Origin of the sequence: Pantoea wallisii (genome assembly GCF_002095485.1) — a bacterium.
Lineage (GTDB): Bacteria > Pseudomonadota > Gammaproteobacteria > Enterobacterales > Enterobacteriaceae > Pantoea > Pantoea wallisii.
Map to the genome: position 1 here is coordinate 1 of NZ_MLFS01000005.1, position 22,518 is coordinate 22,518.

Sequence of the window (22,518 nt, forward strand, 5' to 3'; positions counted from 1 at the left end):
ACAGACGTGCAGGCATGGACCTGGCATCCGGGCAGGGAATCGTCGCGTTATCACGGTGACTCACTACCAGCAACAGCGGAATATCCTCGTTCAGGCTGAGCAGATTTTGCAACAGCTGGACGGTGGCCTGATCGGCCCAGTGTACGTCATCAATCAATATCACCAGCGGCCTGGCGGGCGAAGTAAAAGCTCTGACCAGATTACAGGCCACCAGGTTTAAGCGATCGCGCGCGTCGGGCGCGCTCGCATCCGCCTGTACCACGGCTTTCTGATTCAGCAGCACGCTCAGTTCAGGCACCAGGCTGACCGCCAGTCCGGCAAAGTTACCCAGCAGGCGGGCAATATGCGCGCGCCAGCGCGCCATCTCCTCTGCCGGTAGCCCAAGCAGATGCAGCGTCAGGGTACGGAACGCGGCGGCAAACACGGAAAAGGGCAAAACCGGCGAGTGCTGATCGGCCTTCACCATGGTCAGCAGCGCTTTTTTCTTTAGCAGAACCCGCAAGGATGACGCGATAAGCGCCGATTTTCCTGATCCTGGCGCACCGCAGATCGACACCAGGCTGTGTTTACCGCTGCGGCTCACCTCATCGAAGGCGGCCAGTATATCCGTTGCCTGACGATGATGCGTAAAGAGCGCGTCCGCGGATAGCGCCAGCGGCCGCATATCCTGCTGCCCCAGCGTGAAAGATTCGACAAGGCCATCCGGCATCAGGCGATGCGCACAGCGTTTGAGATCGGCCAGCACGCCCTCAACCGTCTGGTAGCGGTTCTCCGGCGATTTGGCGAGCAGGCGCAAAATGATCGAGGAGAGCACCACCGGCACATCGTCGCGCAGGCTATGCGGTGGGATCGCTTCTGACGCAATGTGGTGGTGCACCCACTCCGATACGCATCCTCCGGCATTACCGTAAGGTAACCGGCCCGTCAGCAGTTCATACAGCACGATGCCGAGGCTGTAGAGATCGCTGACGCGACTCACCGGATGCGCAGTACGCGAGGTATGCTCCGGTGACATATACGCCAGCGTGCCGCCCGGCACCGGCATACGCATATGCTGCTGCGGATCGGACTCCAGCTGTGAGAGGCCGAAGCCACCCAGTCGCACCACATCGTTCTCCATAAAGAAGAGGTGAGCGGGCTTGATGTCACCATGTACCAAACCCTGCCGGTGCATTTTGCCCAGCGCCTCGCACAGCTTTGTCGCAGTGAGGAAGAATGTTTTCAGGCTGCACGGCGGCATACGCAGCTGGCCGGCCAGCGTCTGGTAAGGAAACGGGGGATAAATCAGAGCGTAGCGCCCGTGCCAGGAGGTATAGCAGAGCGGTTTCAGCGCCCAGCTCTCCGCCAGCCTGCCGCGTATGGCATACTCATTTTTCAGCCGCTGGGTAACCTGGTAGAGGGCGTCTTCACTGGCCGCTGTCGCCAGCACGCAGGTTTCATCCGAAACAGTATGTCTGCCAAGCAGCCACTCCACATTGCCTTCATGCGCCAGCGGGCTGAATTCCAGCTCGTTATGCAGGACAAAAGCGGCTTCGTCAGAGACATTCAACGACAGAAAAAGAGAACTCATGGGCGGAGTGTCCGGGCGGATAACTCACACCGAATATGATCGAACAAAACATCAATATCAATAGGCTTACGCATAAACGCCAGCGCGCCGAGGTTGATGGCGTACCACAGCATGTTGTCATCGCCATTGCCGGAGATGATGATGCCGGGTGGATTTTTCAGCCGGTTGATCAGCTCCCTGAAGAGTTCAAAACCTGACATTCCCTTGAGCTCAACATCAATGATAAACAGCGCGGCTTCCCTGAGCGCTGCGTCATCACCAAGTAGATCTTCTGCTGATTCAAATGCCAGCGTGGCATAACCTTCAGACTGCAGCAGGTTAGTCAGGGCACTGCGAACAGAACGGTCATCATCAATAACAATGATGCGCTGTGACAGCTGCATGCTGTATTCCTTAATAATGTTCACAACTCCCTGAGGCGCATCCTTAGGAGGTTTTGTCGCGCGGCGACGCTGGCGTGTCGATGCCGCCTGACGGATATTCGTGGCGGAACCAGGAGTGATGAAGCTTCTCGCGATTGAGAAGTCGCTTGCCTACCGGGATAAGGTGCTCACCGATTTGCATGCCTAACAGGCCCAGTAAGGCGATGACAGGCGGCGCTGGCGAGCCGACATCGATCACCGCATAAAAGACGCCGATGAGTATGCCTGCCAGCAGCGATAAAATATAGGTTTTCAACATAGTTAGCCCGCCTGTTTCGGCAGTAAGTGCGGCGCGGCCGGGCGTTGATCGGCCGTGGCGTTACTGGCCGGCAGCGAAGCGGCCGAATCGTGATTAAAGAGCGTTCCGCCCAGCGAGCTGCCAATCACCATGCCCAGCAGCCCGATCAGCGCCACGGCCGGCGGGGCCGGAGAACGCACTTTCAGCAGCGCATAGATCAGGCCTGCGGCAACACCGGCACCCAGAGAGATGAGTAAAGGACTCACAGGTCCTCCTTAGCAGGAGGGCCGATCGGCCACGGGGGCAGATCGGCCGCACAGATTAGCGAACCGGAGCCGGTACAGGTGCCAGGGTACGGTGCTCAGATTTCTGACGTGAAGGCGCTTTATGCACCATGGTATAAGCGTAATCAACGCCGATGCCGTAAGCGCCAGAGTGCTCTTTCGCAATATCCATAACGGCGTTGTAGGTCTCTTTGTGCGCCCAGTCACGCTGCCACTCCAGCATCACCTGCTGCCAGGTTACCGGGATCACACCCGCCTGGATCATGCGCTGCATGGCATAGTCATGGGCCTCTTTGGTGGTGCCGCCCGATGCGTCCGCGACCATATAGATCTCATAATCGCCTTCCAGCATCGCGCACAGTGCGAAGGTGTTGTTGCACACTTCGGTCCACAGGCCGGAGACGACGATCTTCTTCTTGCCGTTGGCGGCCAGCGCGTCACGCACTTTCTGGTCATCCCAGGAGTTCATGGAGGTACGCTCAAGGATGTCCTGGCCCGGGAACACGTCCAGCAGCTCCGGGAACGTGTTGCCAGAGAAGCTTTCGGTCTCAACGGTAGTCAGTACGGTTGGGATGTTGAACACTTTGGCGGCTTTCGCCAGCGCAACAACGTTATTTTTCAGCACCTGGCGGTCAATAGACTGCACGCCAAACGCCATCTGTGGCTGCTGGTCGATAAAGATGATCTGGCAATTCTGCGGCGTCAGTACTTCAAGTTTGCGAGTGGTCATGTTTGTGCCCATTGAGGTTGATGTTATGAGGTTTCGTGAAATAACAAATGGCATATCAGGGACAGGCACCGCAGGCCAGATAGAGCGGCTCATGCGCTGCCCGCCGGATGACTGTCTGGGGAGCAGTGTATGAACCTTTGATTTTTCTCACTATTATCTTTAGGTATAACTATACGAAGGTATAACTATCCCTTTGTATAACTAGACGCTTTCCGCTACGCCTGATCATAATCCCGCCACTTACTTACCCTGCGTCTTTGCAGGAGATCTTTTTGTCCACGGCGCTCATCGCCGTTCCGGACAGCCCCTTTCAGGAGGTTCTATGGTTACGTTAGGTAAAGCAGACGTCATTTTGACTCATGGCCGGTTCCACACGGTCGATCGCGGCAATCCGATTGCTGATGCCGTCGCCATTCGTGACGGAAAATTTCTGCACGTCGGTACGCAGGCAGAGGTGATGCAGTATCACTGTGACGGCACGAAAGTGATCGATCTGAAGGGCCACACGGCGATCCCCGGTTTGAACGATTCGCACCTGCACCTGATTCGCGGTGGTCTGAACTATAACCTCGAACTGCGCTGGGAAGGCGTACCCTCCGTTGCGGACGCCCTGCGGATGCTGAAAGAGCAGGCGCTGCGCACGCCATCGCCGCAGTGGGTGCGCGTGGTGGGCGGCTGGACCGAATTCCAGTTTGCCGAGCGCCGCATGCCAACGCTGGACGAGATCAACGAAGCCGCGCCGGATACGCCGGTCTTCGTTCTGCACCTGTACGATCGCGCCCTGCTCAACCGTGCCGCGCTGAAAGTGGTGGGCTACACCAAAGACACGCCAAACCCGCCGGGCGGCGAAATTCAGCGCGACAGTAATGGCAACCCGACCGGCATGCTGATTGCCCGTCCGAACGCGATGATTCTCTACGCCACATTGGCGAAAGGGCCAAAACTGCCGCTGGAACAGCAGGTGAACTCAACCCGTCAGTTTATGCGTGAGCTGAACCGTCTTGGCCTGACCAGCGCCATTGATGCCGGCGGCGGCTTCCAGAACTACCCGGAAGATTATGAAGTCATCGCAGAGCTGCACGAGAAGAAGCAGATGACCCTCCGTATTGCCTACAACCTGTTTACGCAGCGTCCCGGGCATGAGCTGGAGGATTTTGAGAAGTGGACGGACATGCTGACCCCAGGCCAGGGCAGTGATTACTTCCGCCACAACGGCGCCGGCGAGATGCTGGTGTTCTCCGCAGCTGATTTCGAAGATTTCCTTGAGCCGCGTCCCGATCTGGCACCAGGCATGGAAGATGAGCTGGAGCGCGTGGTGCGCCATCTGGTCGAACACCGCTGGCCGTTCCGCCTGCATGCTACGTACGACGAATCGATCAGCCGCATGCTGGATGTGTTTGAGAAAGTTAACCGCGAGATTCCGTTTAATGGCCTGCACTGGTTCTTTGACCATGCGGAGACCGTGACTCAGCGCAACATCGATCGCATCAAAGAGCTGGGCGGCGGCATCGCCGTGCAGCATCGTATGGCATTCCAGGGCGAATACTTTGCTGAGCGCTACGGTATTGAAGCGACCCGTCACACACCGCCCGTGGCGCGCATGCTGGAGACCGGCGTTCCGGTGGGTCTGGGAACCGATGCAACGCGCGTCGCCAGCTATAACCCGTGGACCGCACTTTACTGGCTGGTTTCCGGTCGTACCGTTGGCGGCATGCAGATGTATGACGTCAATGCACGTCTGGATCGTGACACCGCGCTGATGTTGTGGACCCAGGGCAGCGCCTGGTTCTCCAGCGAGCAGGGTAAAAAGGGCCAGATTAAAGCCGGCCAGCTGGCGGACATGGTAGTGCTGAGTAAAGACTACTTCAGCGTACCGGAAGAGGAGATCAAAGGCATCGAATCTGTGCTGACGGTCGTGGATGGCAACATTGTGTACGCAGCCGGCGCTTTCAGCGGCGAAGCCCCGCCGTCGATTCCGGTTTTACCGGAGTGGTCACCGGTCGTGAAGGTGCCGGGCCACTTCCGCAGTGCCCCGCCAACCGCACAAACCCGCGTCGGCATGCAGCAGATGCCGCACCAGTGCAGTGGCCCGTGCGGCGTACACAGCCACTCGCATGATGTCGCACGCGGCGCCAACCTGCCAGTGTCCGAGGAGAACGCCTTCTGGGGCGCGCTCGGCTGCAGCTGCTTCGCGTTCTGATCGCCATGAAGAGTCAATTTTCTCAGCCGCCCCGCGTTGATGCGGGGCTGTTCTTCCTGCGCCTGACCGGCTGCCTACTGTTGCTGTACGTGCACGGGCTACCCAAGGTGTTTCACTTCAGCGAAGAACTGACGCGGATCGAAGACCCGTTTGGCCTTGGTCCTTATATGAGCCTGCTACCGGCTATTTTTGCGAGGTGATCTGCCCATTATTCATCCTGGCGGGTGTGTTTACGCGTATCGCCTGCCTGCCGATCATCGGTGTGCTGCTGGTGGCGATGGTGTTTGTCCATCCTGACTGGAGCATCGCCGAGGGCCAGTTTGGCTGGCTGTTGCTGATTATCTTCACCACGCTGGCCATCACCGGACCGGGCAGATGGCGCGTCGGCGCGGCCCCGCAGCAGAGGATCAGATATGGCGCAGGTTAACGATATCCATACCGCTACGCAGGACGAAGAGGCTGCGCCGGTGCCTGCGGCAGCGGCTTCACCCTGGCAGCCACTGCGCCAGCCGGTCTTTCGCATGCTGTGGATCGCCACGGTGGTGTCAAACATCGGTTCATGGATGAACGATGTTGGCGTCAACTGGACCATGCTGACATTGAGCGCCGACCCGCTCAACGTTGCGCTGGTGCAGGCCGCCAGTAGCCTGCCGATGTTCCTGTTCGCCCTGCCCTCCGGCGTGCTGGCGGACATTATCGATCGGCGCAAATATCTGCTGTTTTCACAGCTATGGGTGTTTATCGCGGCGACAGGCTTGACCGTGCTCTCCTTTACCGGCCACGTCACGCCGCTGGTATTGCTGATTGCGGCCTTTCTGATGAGCGCCGGTGCCGCCATGAGCTCACCGCCGTTTCAGGCCATCGTGCCGGATCTGGTTGATAAAAGTGAACTCAGCCCGGCTATCGCGCTGAATTCGCTGGGAATTAACATCAGCCGTGCCATCGGTCCGGCGCTGGGCGGGTTGATCCTCTCCTTTGCCGGCCCGTGGATGGTGTTCATGCTGAACGCGCTGTCCGTACTGGGCGTGGCGTGGGTGCTTTACCGCTGGAGAGCGGAACCCACCGTACAGCGTCTGCCGCCGGAGCACTTCTTTTCCGCCGTGCGCGCCGGCCTGCGCTATGTGCATGCGGCGCCGGTGCTGCGTAATGTCCTGGTGCGTACCGTGGCGTTCTTTGTGTTCGGTAGCGCCGGCTGGGCCCTGCTACCGCTGGTGGCGCGTCGCGAGCTGGGATTAGGACCGGGCGGTTACGGCATCATGCTGGCTTTCATCGGCGTGGGGGCCATTTGTGGTGCCATTATGCTGCCGCGCCTGCGTAAACGCTTCAATCCGGATCGATTGATGGTGCTGGCCAGCCTGATGTTCGCCGCTACCATGCTGGCGCTGGCCTTCGTGCGCCACTTCTGGCTGCTGAATGCGTTTGAGTTCTTTACCGGTTTTGCGTGGATTGCCGTGCTCTCTACGTTGAACGTCGGGGCGCAACGCAGTGCGGCAAAGTGGGTTAAAGCCCGTGCGCTGGCGGTCTACCTGACGGTGTTTTTCGGCTCAATGACCGTGGGCAGCGCCATCTGGGGCCAGCTGGCCTCACATTACGGTATTCCGGTTTCACTCTGCGTGGCCACCGGTGGCATGGCGCTGGCCTGCCTGACCGTGCTGCGCTGGCGCCTGGATCAGGACCCGGATCTCAACCTGGATGTGAGCGACAGCAGTGAAGCCGTGCCGGCACTGGAGATTCATCACGATCGTGGCCCGGTGCGCGTGAGCTATGAGTACCTGATTCGCACAGAGGATGCGCGTGACTTTATCCTGTGTATGCAGGACATGCGCCGCGTGCGTCGCCGTGGCGGTGGCGATAACTGGGCCGTTTACGAGGATATCCTCCAGCCGGGCATCTTTGTTGAAACCTTTGTGGTGGGGTCGTGGATGGAGCATCTGCGCCAGCTTGAGCGCTACACCATGAACGATCAAAAAATTCAGACGCGGGTTTACGCATTCCATCAGGGCAAAATCTGCCGCAGGCCCGCTATCTGGTGGCACCGGTGTAAAAATCACTCTCTCAATGATGTTTTACTTAAGGCAAGGAAAAGACGATGAGCACAATCAAGACCGCAGATGGTACATGCTTGTATTACAAAGACTGGGGCAAAGGTAAGCCGGTGCTGTTCAGCCACGGCTGGCCTTTGGATGGCGACATGTGGGACAACCAGCTGAACTTCCTGGCTGAGAACGGTTACCGTGTTATCGCGTTTGATCGCCGTGGTTTTGGTCGATCTGACCAGCCGTGGACCGGGTACGATTACGATACGTTCGCGTCAGACATTAACGATCTCATCACCTGCCTTGACCTGCAGGACGTGACGCTGGTCGGCTTCTCTATGGGCGGTGGCGACGTGACGCGCTACATCAACAACTATGGTACTGGCCGCGTGGATGGTCTGGTGCTGCTGGGTGCCGTTACGCCAATCTTCGGCAAGGCGGCAGATTATCCGGCGGGTGTGGATCTCAGCGTGTTCGAGGGAATTCGTCAGGGATTACGCAAAGATCGCGCACAGTTTATCAGTGATTTTGCCGCGCCGTTCTACGGCACTAATGCGGGACAGACCGTCTCTGCGGGCGTGCTGACGCAGACGCTGAATATCGCGCTGCTGGCATCGCTTAAAGGCACGCTGGATTGCGTAACGGCGTTCTCAGAAACCGATTTCCGTCCGGATATGGCGAAAATCGACGTGCCGACGCTGGTGATTCACGGCAGCAACGATCAGGTTGTACCCTTTGAGTCTACCGGAAAAGTGGCCGCAGAGATGATCGCTGGCGCGAAACTGAAAGTGTATGACAATGCGCCGCACGGTTTTGCCGTGACGCACAGCGATGAACTGAATGCCGATCTGCTGGCGTTCCTGCAATCGCTGTAAGCGGATAGCAGAAATAAACGGCCCGCTCCCTCATGCTGGCCGTTTATTATCGTGTAGCTCTCTATTTCGACCTGTGTCTCTGACCGGCTAAGCAGCCGGTCTTTTTTTTAGCGTGACGGATGGTTCGTCTCTAACGGGCGCAGATCAAACAGCAGCACTTCGGCCTGCTCGCCGTGACTGAACGTCAGCGCCGATTCGTTACGCACGCGCGCACCATCGCCGGCGTTAAACACCATGCCGTTCACCGTTACACTGCCTCGGGCAACGTGGATGTAAGCATAGCGATCCTTATCCAGCGTAATGGTCTCCTGCTCTGCACCGTCAAACAGGCCAGCGTAGATACGCACATCCTGGCGAATTTTCAGTGAGCCGCTCTCACCCTCCGGCGAAATCACCAGTTTAAATTTGCCTCTCTTCTCCGCTGCGGTGACGCGGGTCTGCTGATAAGCGGGCGCGCCACCTTTTTCAGCAGGGACCACCCAGATTTGCAGGAAATGAACGCCCTGCTCCTGCGAGTGGTTGAACTCACTGTGCGTCACGCCGGTACCGGCACTCATCAGCTGGATATCGCCCGGCACAATCACCGAGCCGGTACCCATGGAGTCTTTATGCTCCAGCGCACCCTCAAGCACATAAGAGATAATCTCCATATTGCTGTGTGGGTGAGCACCAAAGCCACGGCCCTGCGCCACTTTATCATCGTTGATGACCAGCAGATCGGAGAAGCCGGTCTGCTTCGGGTCCCAGTAGTTGGCAAACGAAAAGGTGTGACGTGAGTGCAACCAGCCGTGATCGCCTAATCCGCGGGAGTCAGCTAAGCGTTGTTCAATCATGATATTTTCTCCTGAAAGTGGGGTCAGGCGTTATCGCCTTTCCGATAGGAGAGAAATTATCGTAAACCCATTTGCGCTACAATAAGCTGATTTGGCAAAGAATGTATCAATTTAGTTGTCAATTAGCCTGTAGCAGAAGTTACGTAGCAGTGATGCTGATTGAGTGAAAGACATAGCGTGAGGATGGTCGCCAGGCGGCATGCGCGACCGAAAGATTAACCTTTATTCACTGAAACGACCGTCGGCAAACCGGTGCAGCGCGGCACCATCAAGCCGGTAACGCACCCATTCGTTCAGGGGCAACGCATCAATGCTCTGATAAAACTCTTTCGCAGGCTGATCCCAGCTGAGCGCGCTCCACTCAATGCGGCCGCACTGTCGCTTTACCGCTTCCTGAGCAATGAATTTAAGCAGCGCTTTCCCAACGCCCAGACCACGGTAATCGGGCGAGAAGTAGAGATCTTCCATGTAGATGCCACGGCGGCCCAGCCACGCGGAGTAGCTGCTGGTGATAACGGCATAGCCGGCGATAAAGCCGCCCATTTCGCAGATGAATGCCTCGGTATTACTCTCCGGGCTGAACAGCATGGTTCTGATCTGTTCTGGACTGGTCAGTGAATCCTGTAATCCCTGTTTATACACCGACAGTTCAGCAATCATGTTGTAGATGGCTTCAGCATCTTCCGGGCATGCCTGGCGGACAGTCAGGGTCATAAGGGGGTTCTTTCTCTGCAGGGGATTGTAGCAGTTGATAATAATCGTTAATGTTGCGTGAATGAATTGCAATAAAATCAACAACAGGTGAATTTCATGCATCATGTATTACGCCGGCTGGATCTGAACTTATTGCCGGTTTTCGATGCTGTGTTCAGGCATCGCTCGGTCCGGCTGGCGGCGATTGAACTCTCCCTGAGTACCTCGGCGCTTAGCCATGCGCTATCGCGTTTGCGTGAATTCTTGAAAGATCCGCTGTTTTACCGTGACGGCCATAAAATGTGTCCGAGCGTCTACGCCTGTGAGCTTGCGCCATTCATTGCTGAGACGCTGGCATCACTGAATAAACACCTCTGCCCGGCAGAGCCGTTTAACCCGATGTTAAACGATGGCTGTTTCAAAATCGCGGTGACCGATTACACGGCCTTTTGCGTATTTCCCGGCCTGATGAAGGCCCTTAATGCATCAGCGCCCAACCTGCGCTTTGAACTGTGCCATTTGCCGCACAATCCGGCACTTACGGAGCTTTTAGCGGGGGAAGTCGATCTGGCCCTGAGCTTTAGCGAGCCAGGCGATGATAAGCACCCGGAGATGGAGGAGACAGATCTCTTCAGCGATGAGTTTGTTGTGGCCAGTAATATGCAGAGAACCAGCCTGACGCTGGAGGCTTATCTTGCAGCCGGCCATCTGGTAGTTACCCCCTGGAATGAGAAACAGGGTTTGCTGGATTCCCATCTTGAACGCCTGGGGCTGAAACGTAACATCGTAATAAAAACGCCATCAATGCTGAGTTCACCGTTTATCGTCGCTGAAAGTGATCTCTTAATGGCTATTCCGACCTTCGTTGCCGATAAGTTTGCACAGATTGCAGGCGTCAAAATATTTGATCTGCCGTTTAAAGCCCCACGCTTTACCGTAAAGATCTATTCGCATAAGCGCAGCGGCAAACGCGAAGCCGCTGACTGGCTAAAAACCATTATGGTGAGTAACGTTAAAAATTGTCAGGGACGTACTCTTTCTGATATTGCTTGACCGCGGTAAGGGCACCTGTTGCCCGGATTCAGGCTTTTGCCAACGGCTTCATTCTGAAGCTAATCCCCATACGATTAAGGGCGTTCATGGTAGCAATAACGATAGTAAGTTCGACCAGCTCCTTTTCCCCAAATACCGATAGCGCAGCGGCATAGGCTTCATCTGACGCGTGGGTTTCACTGACGCGCGTGACCTCTTCTGTCCAGGCCAGTGCCGCCTTCTCCCTCTCAGAGAAGAGATAAGCCGCCTCCTCCCAGACCGGTATCAGTACTATCTTGTCTACCGACATGCCGCTTTTGATCAGATCCCGCGTGTGAATATCAATGCAGTGTGCGCAGCCGTTAATTTGTGAAGCTCTTAAAAATACCAGGTGCACTAACTGATCAGGCAGGTTTGTTCCGGTGGTGGCGTAGTGATGCAGTGCGCCCAGCGCTTTTGCACCTTCCGTTGATACCTGAAACCAGTTTGGACGGGTCATAGCGTTTTTCCTTTGTGAGATCGTTTGCTGCGATATTAGCGGCTCAGGATTGATAAAAAAGATGCAAAAACTGAAAAAACAGGTAGGACATCGCCCTTGCAGCAACCGGGCGATGTCGCAGCTTGCAAATACGCACAGAAGAACAAATATGCCAGGCTCTCAGGAACAAATGCGCGCGCTGATTCGCGATAGACTCCTGAAGATTACAACAGCTTATTGACTGGAGCCCCTGATGTTTACTCATATGCGCATTGCCAGACCCGTGACTAATCCTGACCGCTCCTTTTTGCTGTATAGCAACGGACTAGGGCTGCAAAAGCTGGGTGCCTTTAACGATCATGCGGGTTTCGATGGAATCATGCTGGGTCGGGCGGATCTCGGCTGGCATCTGGAGTTTACCCATTGCCAGGATCATCCGGTGAAGCCTTTGCCAACGGAAGAGGATTTACTGGTGCTCTATTTTTCTGACGAACAGGCGTGGCGTAATACCGGTGAAAAGATGCTCGCTGCAGGTTTCATTGAAGTGCGGTCTTTTAACCCTTATTGGGCGATTAATGGAAAAACGTTCGCTGACCACGATGGATACAGAGTTGTGCTGCAGAACAGAGCATGGGCCTGAGCGACTCCGCAAATATTGCGAGCGCAGATGCAAAAAGGCCGCCCGATGGGCGACCGTCTTCAGCACTGATTTTTGCTACCACTTCTTATTTGTATAATTCAGCGGTCATATGTACAACGTTGCCGTTACTCGCTTCAATAATTTTGTACTGAGCACCATCCTGCTGAGCCTGCGCGGCGATTTTCGCTTCCGCACCGTCAAGAGTCAGAGAAGTAGCGGTAACGGTTTGCGCGAAGCTGGCAGCTGACATCAGTGAAAGAGCGGCAACAGCGGCGATTGACATTGCTTTGATAGTTTTCATGGTCTTTATCCTTGGTTTGTGTAGTTGAAAGCATATTTGCTTTCGATGAGGTAATGATATCCAAGGTTACTATTAACAAATTAACAATAAGTGCCGACATTGTATTCATGCTAACTATCACGTTAATAGCATTGCCGATATCAATTTGAGAACCGATGCTTTAGTGCATCACAGATAACGCTTTTCAGGCCTGCCTTCGTAAATAAAAAGTGATTATCATGGCTCTAAACCGCCAACTCGCGCTACCTGACCACATTGAAGTTCGGTTGGTTCTGTTCTGAGGATTCCGCTATGAGCACCTTTTACCAACTTACCGCTTCCAGCCTACGGGGCCAGCAAATCTCTATGGCAGACTACGCTGGCAAAGTCATTCTGGTCGTCAATACCGCCAGCCATTGTGGGTTCACACCTCAATATGCGGGACTTGAATCCCTCTACAAGAAGTACGCTGATCAGGGTTTAGTGGTGCTTGGGTTTCCCTGCAATCAGTTCGGTAAGCAGGAGCCCGGCAATGCTGATGAAATCGCGCAGACTTGCCACATTAACTACGGGGTGAGCTTTCCGATGTTCGAAAAAGTGGAGGTAAATGGTCCCGCAGCGCACCCGCTGTTTCGTTATCTGAAAGATGAACTGCCCGGTGTGCTGGGTGGCCGAATCAAGTGGAACTTCACAAAGTTTTTGATCGGGCGTGATGGCAAACCACTTAAACGTTTTGCCCCGATCTCTACACCCGAGAAAATAGAAACTGCAATACTTGCAACACTTAAAACTGAGGAAGCCTGACAGGAACCACCAGGCTGCTATTGCGCGGGCATTTTCCCCGGGATCGTATTGCATCATGGTGACTAACAATCTCCCGAAATAAGGAGGATAGAGTGAGAGAGATAAAAACATTGGCATCCAGACAAATTTACCGCAACCGCTGGATGACGCTTAAGGAAGATCGCATTTTAAGAGCCGACGGTAGCGAGGGGCTCTACTCCGTGATTGAAAAAGATGATTTCGTGGTTGTTATTCCGGTTGAGAATGATGAAATCTATCTGGTTGAGCAATACCGTTATCCGCTGGGCCAGAGAACCACAGAACTGCCACAGGGAAGTTGGGAGTGCTCTCCCGATGCTGCGCCTGAAGACATCGCAAGAGGCGAATTAAAAGAAGAAACGGGGTTGAGCGCGGGTAAAATGACGTATGTCGGATATCAGAAGCTCGCACAGGGCTACTCAGCGCAGGGTTATCATATCTACCTTGCCACACAGCTAACGTTTACCGGACAGCAACTTGACGAAGAAGAGTACGACCTGACGGTGAAAAAAATCAAAATCAGTGTCTTTTCTCAATTGATATGTGATGGCGAAATCACTGATGCGACTTCCGTGACCGCTTTCCTGCTGGCGACGGCAAAAAATATGCTCTCATGCAGCGGCTCAAAATAAACGAGATGAAAAGGTTAGGTTTCACAGTATGGATATCTTCCTTTTTAATGAAGAGTATCATGCCCGCTTCTCTTATAAAGCGGACAGATAACGCCTGATATTGCTGTTCCTGAGCCTGTCAGGATTAAAATTCAGGTTCTTCACCGGGTAGCGGCTCAGAGAGTTCCTGCCCTTCGAAACCGGCATAAAAAATCACCAGCTCCGTCGCCTGTTCAGTCGTATAACCACGATGCGCACTGTTGACGGTTTCATTTACGGCCTCACCCGCTTTAACGCAGCAGGTAGCTCCCGTCTCTTTGTCTTCGATGGTCAGTTGGCCGGACAGAACATAGGCTGTATTCGGCATAGCATGGATGTGCCACGGCAGTTCACTGTGCGCAGGCAAAGACATGCGCATGACAGATATTGAGGGCTTACCTTCCGGATACTTCGTATAGGGTTGTCCGTTCCATGCGGTTCCGCTTTGCAGTACCCGCTTATGCTCAATCTCTGTGGTGCCTTCATTTGATGACCGCTTATCGTCCGTCATGACTCCTCCTGCTCGTTAGATCTCTGTATTGTCAGGCGGAAGTGTAGCTGATGCAGGCATATCGGCTTACTGAGGGGTGTATTAAGAAATTCTACCGGGCTCAACCCTTTATTATTCACCCGCACAAAAAACAGTACAGGGGCCTGATATAAAGCCCCTGCGGATAACGTGCTCTGGCTCTGTTCAGCTTAGAGCAGAAGAGCTTTAAACCGGTCCGTTTACCGGTGGTACAACTCCCTCGATTTGCTCCTGCTGTGCACCGGATCCCGGACGTGCAGGGCCCAGTACAGGCTCCTGGCCTAAAATGTCAGGCTGCTCTTTAGCGGTAAATTCGCCGCGTCCGTCAAACGCCGGGCCCTCGCTCCAGCGACCTTTTGGCAGTGGTTTATCCAGGGAGGTGTTCAGGCAATAGTATGAGTGCTCCTGCGCTTCACTCTCCTGCGGGAAGCTGTTTGGAATCGGCAGTGAGGCGTTCAGGCCACCCATATCCTCAATCACTGCCAGCCACTGTTGCTGATGCATGGTATCGCGGGCAATAAGGAATGAGAGGAAATCTTTCATGCCTTTATCTTCGGTGAGGTTATACAGTCGGGTCGCCAGTACGCGCCCGGTTGCCTCCGCCGTGACATTGGCCAGCATATCCGCAGCGACGTTACCGGAGGCATAGATATGGCTCATATCAAAAGGCATGCCGTTGGCGTTGACCGGCATTGCTGCCAATCCCGAAGAGAGAATATGACGAGGATTCATGCCCCCCAGAATCGCGTTAACAATGGATCTTTTGCCGACGCTTCCTGATAGGAGAGCGGCGCGCCTTCAAGATTCAGGGCAACGGCATAGCCCAGCATCTCAATATGGCTAAGCTCTTCGGTTGCCGTGGAAATTAACAGATCTCTGATGCGGGCATCGCCACGCGCGCCCATCGCCTGGAAGAAGTACTGCATTGCTACACGAATCTCCCCTTCTACGCCACCGATAGCCTGTTGCAGCAGCATGGCGAATTCAGGATCTGCCTTTTCAACCCGAACGGGGAATTGCATTTTAGATGAGTGATGAAACATGACTTTCTCCTGGTAGATTTAAATATCTTGGCAGGAAAAAGCCTGGCTGGTGAAACCGGATAAATAAAGCGTAACGAGAATCATTTTCAATAAGCGCACCGCGACCGGTCGCGCCTTTTATTGGTTATGCTCCGGCAGACCTATAGTTTGGCACTGTATAACACCGGCCCTGTGGGCTGCCCGGTTGTTGATCCGCCCCTGGGTTCCAGGCTCACGGCCAGCACAGCATTCTCCATAGAGATCGCTTTTGTAATCTCAATGGTGCGGGCTGATCCACCCTCAATAAGGCCCAGTGAAACCGGAGCGCGCCCGGCCGGAATCACCCATAGCTCAAGACTCTTGTCTGAAGCGACACGCGTAACATTTACCGGTGTAAGCTCGAGGCGATCGCGCGTACTGCTGGCGCTAACAACCCACTGGCCGCTATGCTGCTCGCCATTGAGCACCGTCAATGGCGCAAGCGCAGACGGACGGATGACAAAGGTATAGAGAAGTACAGCGAAGACCAGCCCGGCCGCGGTAAGCCAGGGAAGTGAACGCGGATAGTGATGCGTGGGGGCTTTCTCCGGCAGCGCGAGCGCGATTTTTTTCCATACGCGTTCAGGCGGCGCGATCGGTTGCAGATGATTATCCATACCGCTCAACAGATTTAGCCAGCGCGCCACTGCAGCGGCCAGTTCAGGCTCCGTTTTTAACCTTCGCTGGAAACGTAACCTGGCCGCACCGCGCAGTGTACCCAGCGCATACTCCGCAGCCAGAGCTTCATCGCGCTGTTGATGTGTGTTCATAAGCCCACGCACTCCCGCAGATGCGCCAGACCCCGGCGAATCCAGCTTTTAACCGAGCCGACAGGCTGCTGCAGCCAGTCAGCGATATCACTGTGAGACATCCCCTGATAGTAGGCCAGAGAGATACTTTGCCGCTGTTCACTGCTTAAATTTTGCAGGCAGTGATGTAAACGCTCAGCCTGATTTTTATCGCGTGCGTCATTCTGCTCGTCACCTGAGGGTTTAAACCCTTCATCAGTAATCGGCTCGCTGTTACGTACCTGTCGGATATAGCTGCTCCGCAGCCAGTCAATGCACCGGTTGCGCACGATGTGCGTCATCCACGTCATAGGGGAACTTAGCGCAGGGTTAAACGATGGGGCACTGTTCCACACCGTAATAAAGCAGTCATGCAGAACATCTTCCGCCCAAACGCGATTACCCAAGGTGCGCAATGCCACAGCAAACAGCTGTGGCGATGTGAGCCGGTAGAGCCGTTCAAAGGCACGGCGGTCGCCATTCACGACCGCCTTGATCAAAGTATTAAGCTCTTGCGCCTGGGCTGCGTCCATAGAGTGTCCGGATGGGTGTAAATCCAATCCGAGTATAGGCACTTATTCAGGCATCAGAACAGTATCAATGACGTTGATAACACCATTTTTCTGGTACACATCATACGTGCTGATATTGGCAATATTACCCTGCCCATCTTTGAGCTGAATATTGTGCGGACCGTTATTCATGATCCATAAAGGCTTACCGTTTACCGTTTTAGTTCGGCATGACCACCGCCCTGTTTAATCTTTTGGTCCAGCGCTTTCATGTCATATTTGCCGGCAACCACATGGTAAGTCAGTACGCTGCTCAGCTTCGCCTTATTTTCCGGTTTAAGCAGTGTATCAACCGCGCCCGCCGGCAATTTGGCAAACGCAGCGTTTGTCGGTGCAAATACCGTAAACGGACCTTTACCTTGTAGTGTTTCAACCAGCCCCGCTGCCTTCACGGCCGCGACCAGCGTAGTGTGGTCTTTAGAGTTGAGAGCATTTTCAACGATATCTTTTTGCGGATACATTGCCGCGCCACCTACCATGACAGTGTTGTTGTTCATGGCGGCCCAGGAGCCTGCTGAGACGAAAAGTGCGGCGAATACAACGGAAAGGCGGGTTAACTTTTTCATCATATATCCTCGATTAAGGAGCAATGAAGTTGCTCACAATGGGATATACGGAAAAGCAGCGTAAACGGATGCAGCGGATCGCGAAAATTTTTAAATATAGCTGTTTTCCCCGACGGCACCAGAAATGAGCGCGCCACAAAAACTGCTAAGTGGCTGTAACATCTATGGTTTACAACCGGCAGCGACCTCTTAGCTGCTGCCTGTTTTTTCACCTTGCAGATTAGAACCAGGCTTCCCACATTGCGCCAACGTTGAATGAATCCAGCTGCGTATTATCATTGCTGCCCTGCACGCGTGCGGTACGCTTGTTATCCACTTCACCGCCGGTGACGTAGAAACGCAGCATCGGACGGAACTCTGGTCCCATGGCGATAGAGATATTTTGCGATAACGTCAGCTTCCAGCCGTGGTTATCACCGCCCATATCATAATCAACGCGCTGATAACCCGCTTCCAGCCAGGTCGAGTGCACATCGTTCCACCAGTACATCGGCCGTACAATGGCGCCGTAGTTTTTACGGTTTTCACTCTGATCGGCACTGTTGTCGTAATCATGGAAAGCGAGCAGATATTCCACCTGCGCCTGTGGCGTAAATTTATAGCTACCCTCAAAGCTGGCATATAGTGTTTTTAAGTCGTCGGTTTTATTGTAAACGCTGTTATCGGCGTTATCAGAGTAGCGGGCGATCACTTTATTTACGCTGTTATCCCCGGTATGGCTTAATACAAACGCGCCTTGCCAGGCTTTCAGACGCTCCTGATCTTCAACCGCTTTAGAGTCAAAGCCATAGTTTGCATAGATCTCCAGATCCAGCGGACCCACCTTCATACCGTGAATTTTTGATGTCAGCGCATAGTTGCCTTTATCACCGGTGCCTGAGCCCCCGGTACAGGTAATGCGCGACGGATTGGCTTCATCCTCCATCACTTCCGGGCTGCACGACTCCACAGCAGCGACAGCGGCAACGTCAAACTTCACCCCACCCAGATCAAAGTCTTTAATCCCCGCTCCCTGACCATCATGGTTCATCCAGAAATAGTCGTTGATGCCCTGCTGCGGACGCTGGTGGAAATCGCGTCCCGCCCAGATATAGGCGTCGGGATTGGAGGCGAGAATGTTAGTTACGCCGGCATAGGCTTTTTTAAGGTTAACCTCGTCGCCCCAGTGATCGATCATCACGTTGACGTCCCAGATGGCTCCGTTATCCCCTTTAAACGCTTTGGAAAGCTGGAATTCGCCGCCATTGCCTTCATTACCCAGACGCCCGATGGCCGAAGCGCCATTGTAAGAGCCGTCTACACCCACATATTTCTGATCGCCACTCTGGAAGTGCGCGCCGTAACGGGCATAGCCCGTGAACTTCACCCCATAGGGAATAGCCAGATCCGGAGATTGCGCCGGACTTTGTGGTTCATTAATAACATCAGCCTGTTTATTTACTGCGGTATCCAATTTGGCCTGCCGTTCGGCCAGGGCTTTATCAACGGCTTTTGCCACAATGGCGTCAATTTGTTCCTGCGTGAACTCCTGTGCCGCTACCGTTCCAGAGCAAAGCGAAGCTATAGCCAGCAGCGACGCCGGCAGCTTTATATTCTTTTTCATTGTTGTCCCGATATCATCAGTTATTTCAGGTCATCGCGTTCTCGCCGGACGCAGCACAAAAGCATGCCGTCGCCCGGGAGCGCAGTTTATTTTTTAACTCACAGAGGTTTCGTCATTACATATTGGGTACTGCTTATTCATCCGGCCCGCGAATAATCTATTAACGCTGATAGAGATGAACAATCTCAGCAGATAATTCACGCGCCAGTATCGACGTCATTAAATGATCCTGTGCATGCACCATAATTAATGTCATCGGCTGTTTTGCCTCGCCTGCATCCTGCTCAATTAATGCTGTCTGCATTTTATGCGCCTGCCGGGCAAAGGTATCCGACTCCTGTAACAGTTTCTGCGCCTCTTCAGGACTTCCCTGACGCGCAGCCTGCAGCGCCTCAAAGCACAGGCTTCTGGCGTGCCCTGAGTTCACAATGATCTCCATCACCGCTTCTTCTAAATCAATCATCTGCTCTGCTCCTGCTCACTAAAACCATTATTAGCCGACGTCGCGGCAAACCATGCACCGCTCTTTTTCACGGTGCGCTGCTGAGTGGCTAAATCAAGCTGCACAAAGCCATAACGGTTTTTATAACCGTTACACCATGACCAGTTATCGATAAAGGTCCACATGTGATAGCCAAGGCAATGTGCACCTTCACTGATGCCTTTATGCAGCCATTTTAAATGCTCAGTAATAAAATCGATCCGATATTGATCGTCAATTATGCCCTCCTGCACAAAGCGCTGCTCATTTTCAACGCCCATGCCGTTCTCTGAAATAAAACAGCGCGGATTACCGTAATTAACCCGTAAATTGGTCAGGATGTCATAGATGCCGGGTTCATAAATTTCCCAACCACGATACGGATTCATTTTGCGGCCAGGCATCTCATAGTTTTCAAAAAACCATTCCGGCATAAATGGCGATTCAGGATTAACCGCGCTGTCACGGCATTTCACCCGGCGTGGCTGATAGTAATTGACGCCCAGCAGATCGATTTTACCCTCGGCGATGAGCGCACAATCGTCTGGCTGCGTGACAGGCAGTTGATCGTGCTGGCGCAGCAGCGCCACCAGATCCGCCGGATATTCGCCGCGTAAAACCGGGTCGAGGAAGCTGCGATTAAACAGCAGATCGGCATGGTGGGCGGCAGTGATATCCGCCGGATGCTGCGAACGTGGATAAGAGGGCGTCAGGTTCAGCACGATACCAATTTCACCGCGGTACTGCCCTGCCCGATACGCGCGCACCGCCGACGCGTGCGCCAGCACCGTGTGATACGCCACCGTTGCCGCACGCCTGAAATCGACAACATTGGGATAGTGGAAATCATAGAGATAGCCACCCTCAACCGGCACAATCGGCTCGTTAAACGTGAACCAGTGCAGCACGCGATCGCCGAACAGGTCAAAGCAGATTTGGGCATAACGGCTAAAGGCAGCCACCACTTCGCGGCTCTCCCAGCCGCCTTTTTGCTGCATCACCATCGGCATATCAAAGTGAAACAGCGTAATAAAGGGCTTGATGCCCTGCGCCAGCAGTTCATCAATCACGTTATTGTAGAAGGTGACCGCTTCCGGATTCACCTCACCGGTGCCGTCCGGAATCAGCCGCGACCAGCTCAGTGAAGTCCGAAAGCTGTTGTGGTTGAGCTGCTTTAGCAGGGCGATATCCTGCCGCCAGTGTTGGTAAAAGGTGGAGGTATTTGCCGGCCCGATATTTTGATGAAAGCGCCAGGGCTGCTGCGCATACCAGACATCCCATGTGGTGGCGCTTTTGCCACCCGCCAGGCTATCACCTTCGGTCTGTAACGCGGAGCTGGCACTGCCCACCAGAAATTCTCAGGAAATACATACTTCATGGTTTCTCTCCGGCATCAATGCGTGCCAAGGGTTTCAGCAACGGGGCTGCGATTTTGTGCTTTCTGCTCTTCGGTTTTCATCAGAGAGCGTTCGTAAGCACGCAGGAAAGGCAGATACATCAGGGCAGAGAGCACCATACAAATCAGGCACATCACGACCGGGCTGATCGCCCAGTTGGCCGCCCATGAGGCACCAATGGGCGCAGGTGTTGTCCAGGGCGTGAGGGAGACGACCTGAGCCAGCCAGCCCATTTTGGTTGCGGTATAGGCCAAAACAGCGTTAATCATTGGCACGCAGACAAACGGGATAAACAGCAGCGGGTTCATGATGATCGGGGCACCGAACAGAATCGGTTCATTGATGTTAAAGAAGCTGGGGATGATGCCCATTTTGCCGATGGTACGCAGATGCGTCGCGCGACTGCGCAGTAACAGAAAGGCCAGCGGCAGCGTGGAACCTACGCCCCCAATCAGCAGGAAGTGATCCCAGAACCCCTGCAGATAGATGTGCGGCAGTGCACTGCCCGCCGCCAGCGCCGCCTGGTTAGCGGATAAGTTGGCCATCCAGAACGGGTTCATGATGCCCGTCACAATCAGCGCGCCGTGGATGCCGGCGAACCAGAAGATCTGGCACAGCAGGACGGAGAGCAAAATAGCCGGCAGCGAATCTGACGCCGAGACCAGTGGCTCCAGCACATGCATGATAGCTTGCGGGATAATCATGCCGGTTTTCGCTTCGATCAATAAGTTCAGCGGATGCAGCGTGCCGATGATCACCACTACCGGAATAAGGATCTCAAACGAGCGCGCAACGCCGGTTGGCACCTCTTTAGGTAACCGAATGGTGATGTTGTTTTGCTTAAGCCAGGCGTAGATACGTGTTGAATAGATTGAGGTGATCAGCGCGGTAAAAATTCCCTGTCCGGAGAGATATTGCGTGGAAATCGTGCCGTCAGAGTAAGGCGCGGCAACCAGCAGGAAGGCCATAAATGCCAGCAAACCCGACATCACCGGGTCAAGCGAGAACTGCCGGCCCAGACTGGCGCCAATTCCTACTGAGATAAAGAACGTCATCACGCCCATGCTCAGATTGAACGGCAGCATGAGCTGCTCGCGGTAAGTAATGGAGAAGTCCAGCCAGGCGCGGGCAAAGCTGTTCGTTGTCGTTTCCGAAAAGGGCGGAAAGATAAAGACCAGCATAAAAGAGCCAATAATCATAAACGGCAGTGCAGCGGTAAAGCCATCGCGGATAGCGATGACGTATTTCTGCTGCCCAAGCCGACCCGCCAGCGGGGTGATGGAGTGCTCAATAACCGCAACCATTGATTGATATAACGAACTCATAAGCGCACCTTTTTAGTTAGCCGCTTCAATGAGCGACAGAGCGTAATCCAGAACCTTATCACCGCGTTGCATGCCGTAGTCCATCATGTCGATGGGCTCAACGGGGATGCCACGGGTGGCTGCTTTTTCTGCCAGCGCTTTCAGCATGTATTTCACCTGCGGTCCGAGCAGTACCACCTGATAAAGCGGGAACTGCTCGTCAAACTCCGCCACGCCAAAGGCTTTAATTTCAACCGCTAAGCCTCTCTCTTGAGCTACGTCAGCCATTTTCCGCACCAGCATGCTGGTGGACATCCCTGCCGAGCAACACAACATTATCTTGTACATCGCCATCCAATCCTCAGGGTTTTACGTATTAGTGTGGCGACGATTGGATATCATATGGAACGTTTCATGAGTGAAGGATAGAACTG

Annotated in this window: 22 protein-coding genes and 5 pseudogenes; 8 read left to right on the plus strand and 19 right to left on the minus strand. The window is 54.2% G+C overall.

The features are described 5' to 3' along the window. The 5 genes from HA48_RS02725 to HA48_RS02745 form a co-directional block, all read right to left on the minus strand. Nucleotides 1-1,570, minus strand: a 1,570-nt coding sequence (locus tag HA48_RS02725; RefSeq protein ID WP_158086953.1) for a serine/threonine protein kinase, incomplete at its 3' end; no start/stop codon positions are given. Beyond that, nucleotides 1,567-1,953: a response regulator transcription factor gene (locus tag HA48_RS02730; protein ID WP_128599674.1), complete on the minus strand. Its 387-nt coding sequence runs from the start codon at nt 1,951-1,953 to the stop codon at nt 1,567-1,569. The genes HA48_RS02730 and HA48_RS02725, both read right to left, overlap by 4 nt. A 43-nt stretch (nt 1,954-1,996) precedes the next feature. Next, the gene (locus tag HA48_RS02735; RefSeq protein WP_128599675.1) at nt 1,997-2,251 is read right to left on the minus strand and encodes a DUF1427 family protein; all 255 of its coding nucleotides are present in this window, start codon (nt 2,249-2,251) and stop codon (nt 1,997-1,999) included. Nucleotides 2,252-2,253: 2 nt separating this feature from the next. Beyond that, nucleotides 2,254-2,496 carry a DUF1427 family protein gene (locus HA48_RS02740; protein WP_128599676.1) on the minus strand — a complete coding sequence of 81 codons (243 nt, stop codon included), beginning with the start codon at nt 2,494-2,496 and terminating at the stop codon, nt 2,254-2,256. A gap of 55 nt (nt 2,497-2,551) precedes the next feature. Next, the gene (locus HA48_RS02745; protein ID WP_128599677.1) at nt 2,552-3,244 is read right to left on the minus strand and encodes a hydrolase; all 693 of its coding nucleotides are present in this window, start codon (nt 3,242-3,244) and stop codon (nt 2,552-2,554) included. 322 nt (nt 3,245-3,566) lie between these two features. Between HA48_RS02745 and HA48_RS02750 the strand changes: the two genes are divergently transcribed. From HA48_RS02750 to HA48_RS02765, 4 genes and pseudogenes are all read left to right on the plus strand, one after another. Further along, nucleotides 3,567-5,444 carry an amidohydrolase gene (locus tag HA48_RS02750; RefSeq protein ID WP_128599678.1) on the plus strand — a complete coding sequence of 626 codons (1,878 nt, stop codon included), beginning with the start codon at nt 3,567-3,569 and terminating at the stop codon, nt 5,442-5,444. A gap of 5 nt (nt 5,445-5,449) precedes the next feature. Next, nucleotides 5,450-5,871, plus strand: a pseudogene (locus tag HA48_RS02755) (DoxX family protein). After that, a pseudogene (locus HA48_RS02760) lies at nt 5,858-7,488 on the plus strand (MFS transporter). Before HA48_RS02755 ends, HA48_RS02760 begins: the two co-directional pseudogenes overlap by 14 nt. Nucleotides 7,489-7,533: 45 nt before the next feature. Continuing rightward, nucleotides 7,534-8,355 (plus strand): alpha/beta fold hydrolase, encoded by an 822-nt coding sequence (locus tag HA48_RS02765; protein ID WP_128599679.1) that lies wholly within the window; start codon nt 7,534-7,536, stop codon nt 8,353-8,355. 107 nt (nt 8,356-8,462) lie between these two features. On the opposite strand, the gene HA48_RS02770 is transcribed toward HA48_RS02765, so the two are convergent. Together HA48_RS02770 and HA48_RS02775 are read right to left on the minus strand one after the other, a co-directional pair. After that, nucleotides 8,463-9,188 (minus strand): pirin family protein, encoded by a 726-nt coding sequence (locus HA48_RS02770; RefSeq protein WP_128599680.1) that lies wholly within the window; start codon nt 9,186-9,188, stop codon nt 8,463-8,465. 222 nt (nt 9,189-9,410) lie between these two features. After that, nucleotides 9,411-9,902, minus strand: a complete 492-nt coding sequence (locus tag HA48_RS02775) for a GNAT family N-acetyltransferase (RefSeq protein WP_128599681.1) — start codon at nt 9,900-9,902, stop codon at nt 9,411-9,413. A 96-nt stretch (nt 9,903-9,998) separates the two neighbouring features. Between HA48_RS02775 and HA48_RS02780 the strand changes: the two genes are divergently transcribed. Continuing rightward, nucleotides 9,999-10,934 carry a LysR family transcriptional regulator gene (locus HA48_RS02780; RefSeq protein WP_128599682.1) on the plus strand — a complete coding sequence of 312 codons (936 nt, stop codon included), beginning with the start codon at nt 9,999-10,001 and terminating at the stop codon, nt 10,932-10,934. 28 nt (nt 10,935-10,962) lie between these two features. Here the strand turns inward: HA48_RS02780 and HA48_RS02785 are convergent, their stop codons facing one another. Beyond that, nucleotides 10,963-11,412, minus strand: coding sequence for a carboxymuconolactone decarboxylase family protein (locus tag HA48_RS02785; protein ID WP_128599683.1), 450 nt, complete (start codon nt 11,410-11,412; stop codon nt 10,963-10,965). Between the two features lie 232 nt (nt 11,413-11,644). Between HA48_RS02785 and HA48_RS02790 the strand changes: the two genes are divergently transcribed. Continuing rightward, the gene (locus HA48_RS02790) at nt 11,645-12,031 is read left to right on the plus strand and encodes a VOC family protein (RefSeq protein ID WP_128599684.1); all 387 of its coding nucleotides are present in this window, start codon (nt 11,645-11,647) and stop codon (nt 12,029-12,031) included. A gap of 85 nt (nt 12,032-12,116) precedes the next feature. Here HA48_RS02790 and HA48_RS02795 read toward each other — a convergent pair whose 3' ends face one another. Further along, nucleotides 12,117-12,332: a YdgH/BhsA/McbA-like domain containing protein gene (locus tag HA48_RS02795; RefSeq protein ID WP_128599685.1), complete on the minus strand. Its 216-nt coding sequence runs from the start codon at nt 12,330-12,332 to the stop codon at nt 12,117-12,119. Nucleotides 12,333-12,623: 291 nt separating this feature from the next. Here HA48_RS02795 and HA48_RS02800 point away from each other — a divergent pair, with 291 nt between their 5' ends. Together HA48_RS02800 and HA48_RS02805 are read left to right on the plus strand one after the other, a co-directional pair. Continuing rightward, nucleotides 12,624-13,115, plus strand: coding sequence for a glutathione peroxidase (locus tag HA48_RS02800; RefSeq protein WP_128599686.1), 492 nt, complete (start codon nt 12,624-12,626; stop codon nt 13,113-13,115). A 92-nt stretch (nt 13,116-13,207) separates the two neighbouring features. Further along, complete coding sequence (locus HA48_RS02805; protein ID WP_244182786.1) at nt 13,208-13,765, plus strand: NUDIX domain-containing protein; 558 nt, start codon at nt 13,208-13,210, stop codon at nt 13,763-13,765. A 124-nt stretch (nt 13,766-13,889) separates the two neighbouring features. Here HA48_RS02805 and HA48_RS02810 read toward each other — a convergent pair whose 3' ends face one another. The 10 genes and pseudogenes from HA48_RS02810 to HA48_RS02855 all read right to left on the minus strand — a co-directional run bounded on the left by HA48_RS02810 (nt 13,890) and on the right by HA48_RS02855 (nt 22,432). Next, nucleotides 13,890-14,294, minus strand: coding sequence for a cupin domain-containing protein (locus HA48_RS02810; RefSeq protein ID WP_128599687.1), 405 nt, complete (start codon nt 14,292-14,294; stop codon nt 13,890-13,892). Between the two features lie 204 nt (nt 14,295-14,498). Further along, nucleotides 14,499-15,355, minus strand: a pseudogene (locus tag HA48_RS22905) (manganese catalase family protein). Nucleotides 15,356-15,495: 140 nt separating this feature from the next. Continuing rightward, the gene (locus HA48_RS02820) at nt 15,496-16,143 is read right to left on the minus strand and encodes an anti-sigma factor (protein ID WP_128599688.1); all 648 of its coding nucleotides are present in this window, start codon (nt 16,141-16,143) and stop codon (nt 15,496-15,498) included. Next, nucleotides 16,140-16,694 carry an RNA polymerase sigma factor gene (locus HA48_RS02825; RefSeq protein WP_128599689.1) on the minus strand — a complete coding sequence of 185 codons (555 nt, stop codon included), beginning with the start codon at nt 16,692-16,694 and terminating at the stop codon, nt 16,140-16,142. Before HA48_RS02825 ends, HA48_RS02820 begins: the two co-directional genes overlap by 4 nt. A 42-nt stretch (nt 16,695-16,736) precedes the next feature. Beyond that, nucleotides 16,737-17,299: pseudogene (locus tag HA48_RS02830) on the minus strand (fasciclin domain-containing protein). Between the two features lie 220 nt (nt 17,300-17,519). Next, nucleotides 17,520-18,902 (minus strand): carbohydrate porin, encoded by a 1,383-nt coding sequence (locus HA48_RS02835; protein ID WP_128599690.1) that lies wholly within the window; start codon nt 18,900-18,902, stop codon nt 17,520-17,522. A 160-nt stretch (nt 18,903-19,062) separates the two neighbouring features. After that, the gene (locus HA48_RS02840) at nt 19,063-19,365 is read right to left on the minus strand and encodes a PTS lactose/cellobiose transporter subunit IIA (protein ID WP_128599691.1); all 303 of its coding nucleotides are present in this window, start codon (nt 19,363-19,365) and stop codon (nt 19,063-19,065) included. Next, nucleotides 19,362-20,761 (minus strand): annotated as a pseudogene (locus tag HA48_RS02845) (glycoside hydrolase family 1 protein). The gene HA48_RS02840 and the pseudogene HA48_RS02845 overlap by 4 nt, the downstream one beginning before the upstream one ends. Nucleotides 20,762-20,776: 15 nt before the next feature. Next, entirely contained in the window at nt 20,777-22,105 is a 1,329-nt protein-coding gene (locus tag HA48_RS02850) for a PTS sugar transporter subunit IIC (protein WP_128599692.1), read from the minus strand. Between the two features lie 12 nt (nt 22,106-22,117). Next, nucleotides 22,118-22,432 (minus strand): PTS sugar transporter subunit IIB, encoded by a 315-nt coding sequence (locus HA48_RS02855; RefSeq protein WP_128599693.1) that lies wholly within the window; start codon nt 22,430-22,432, stop codon nt 22,118-22,120. Between the last annotated feature and the right edge of the window lie 86 nt (nt 22,433-22,518).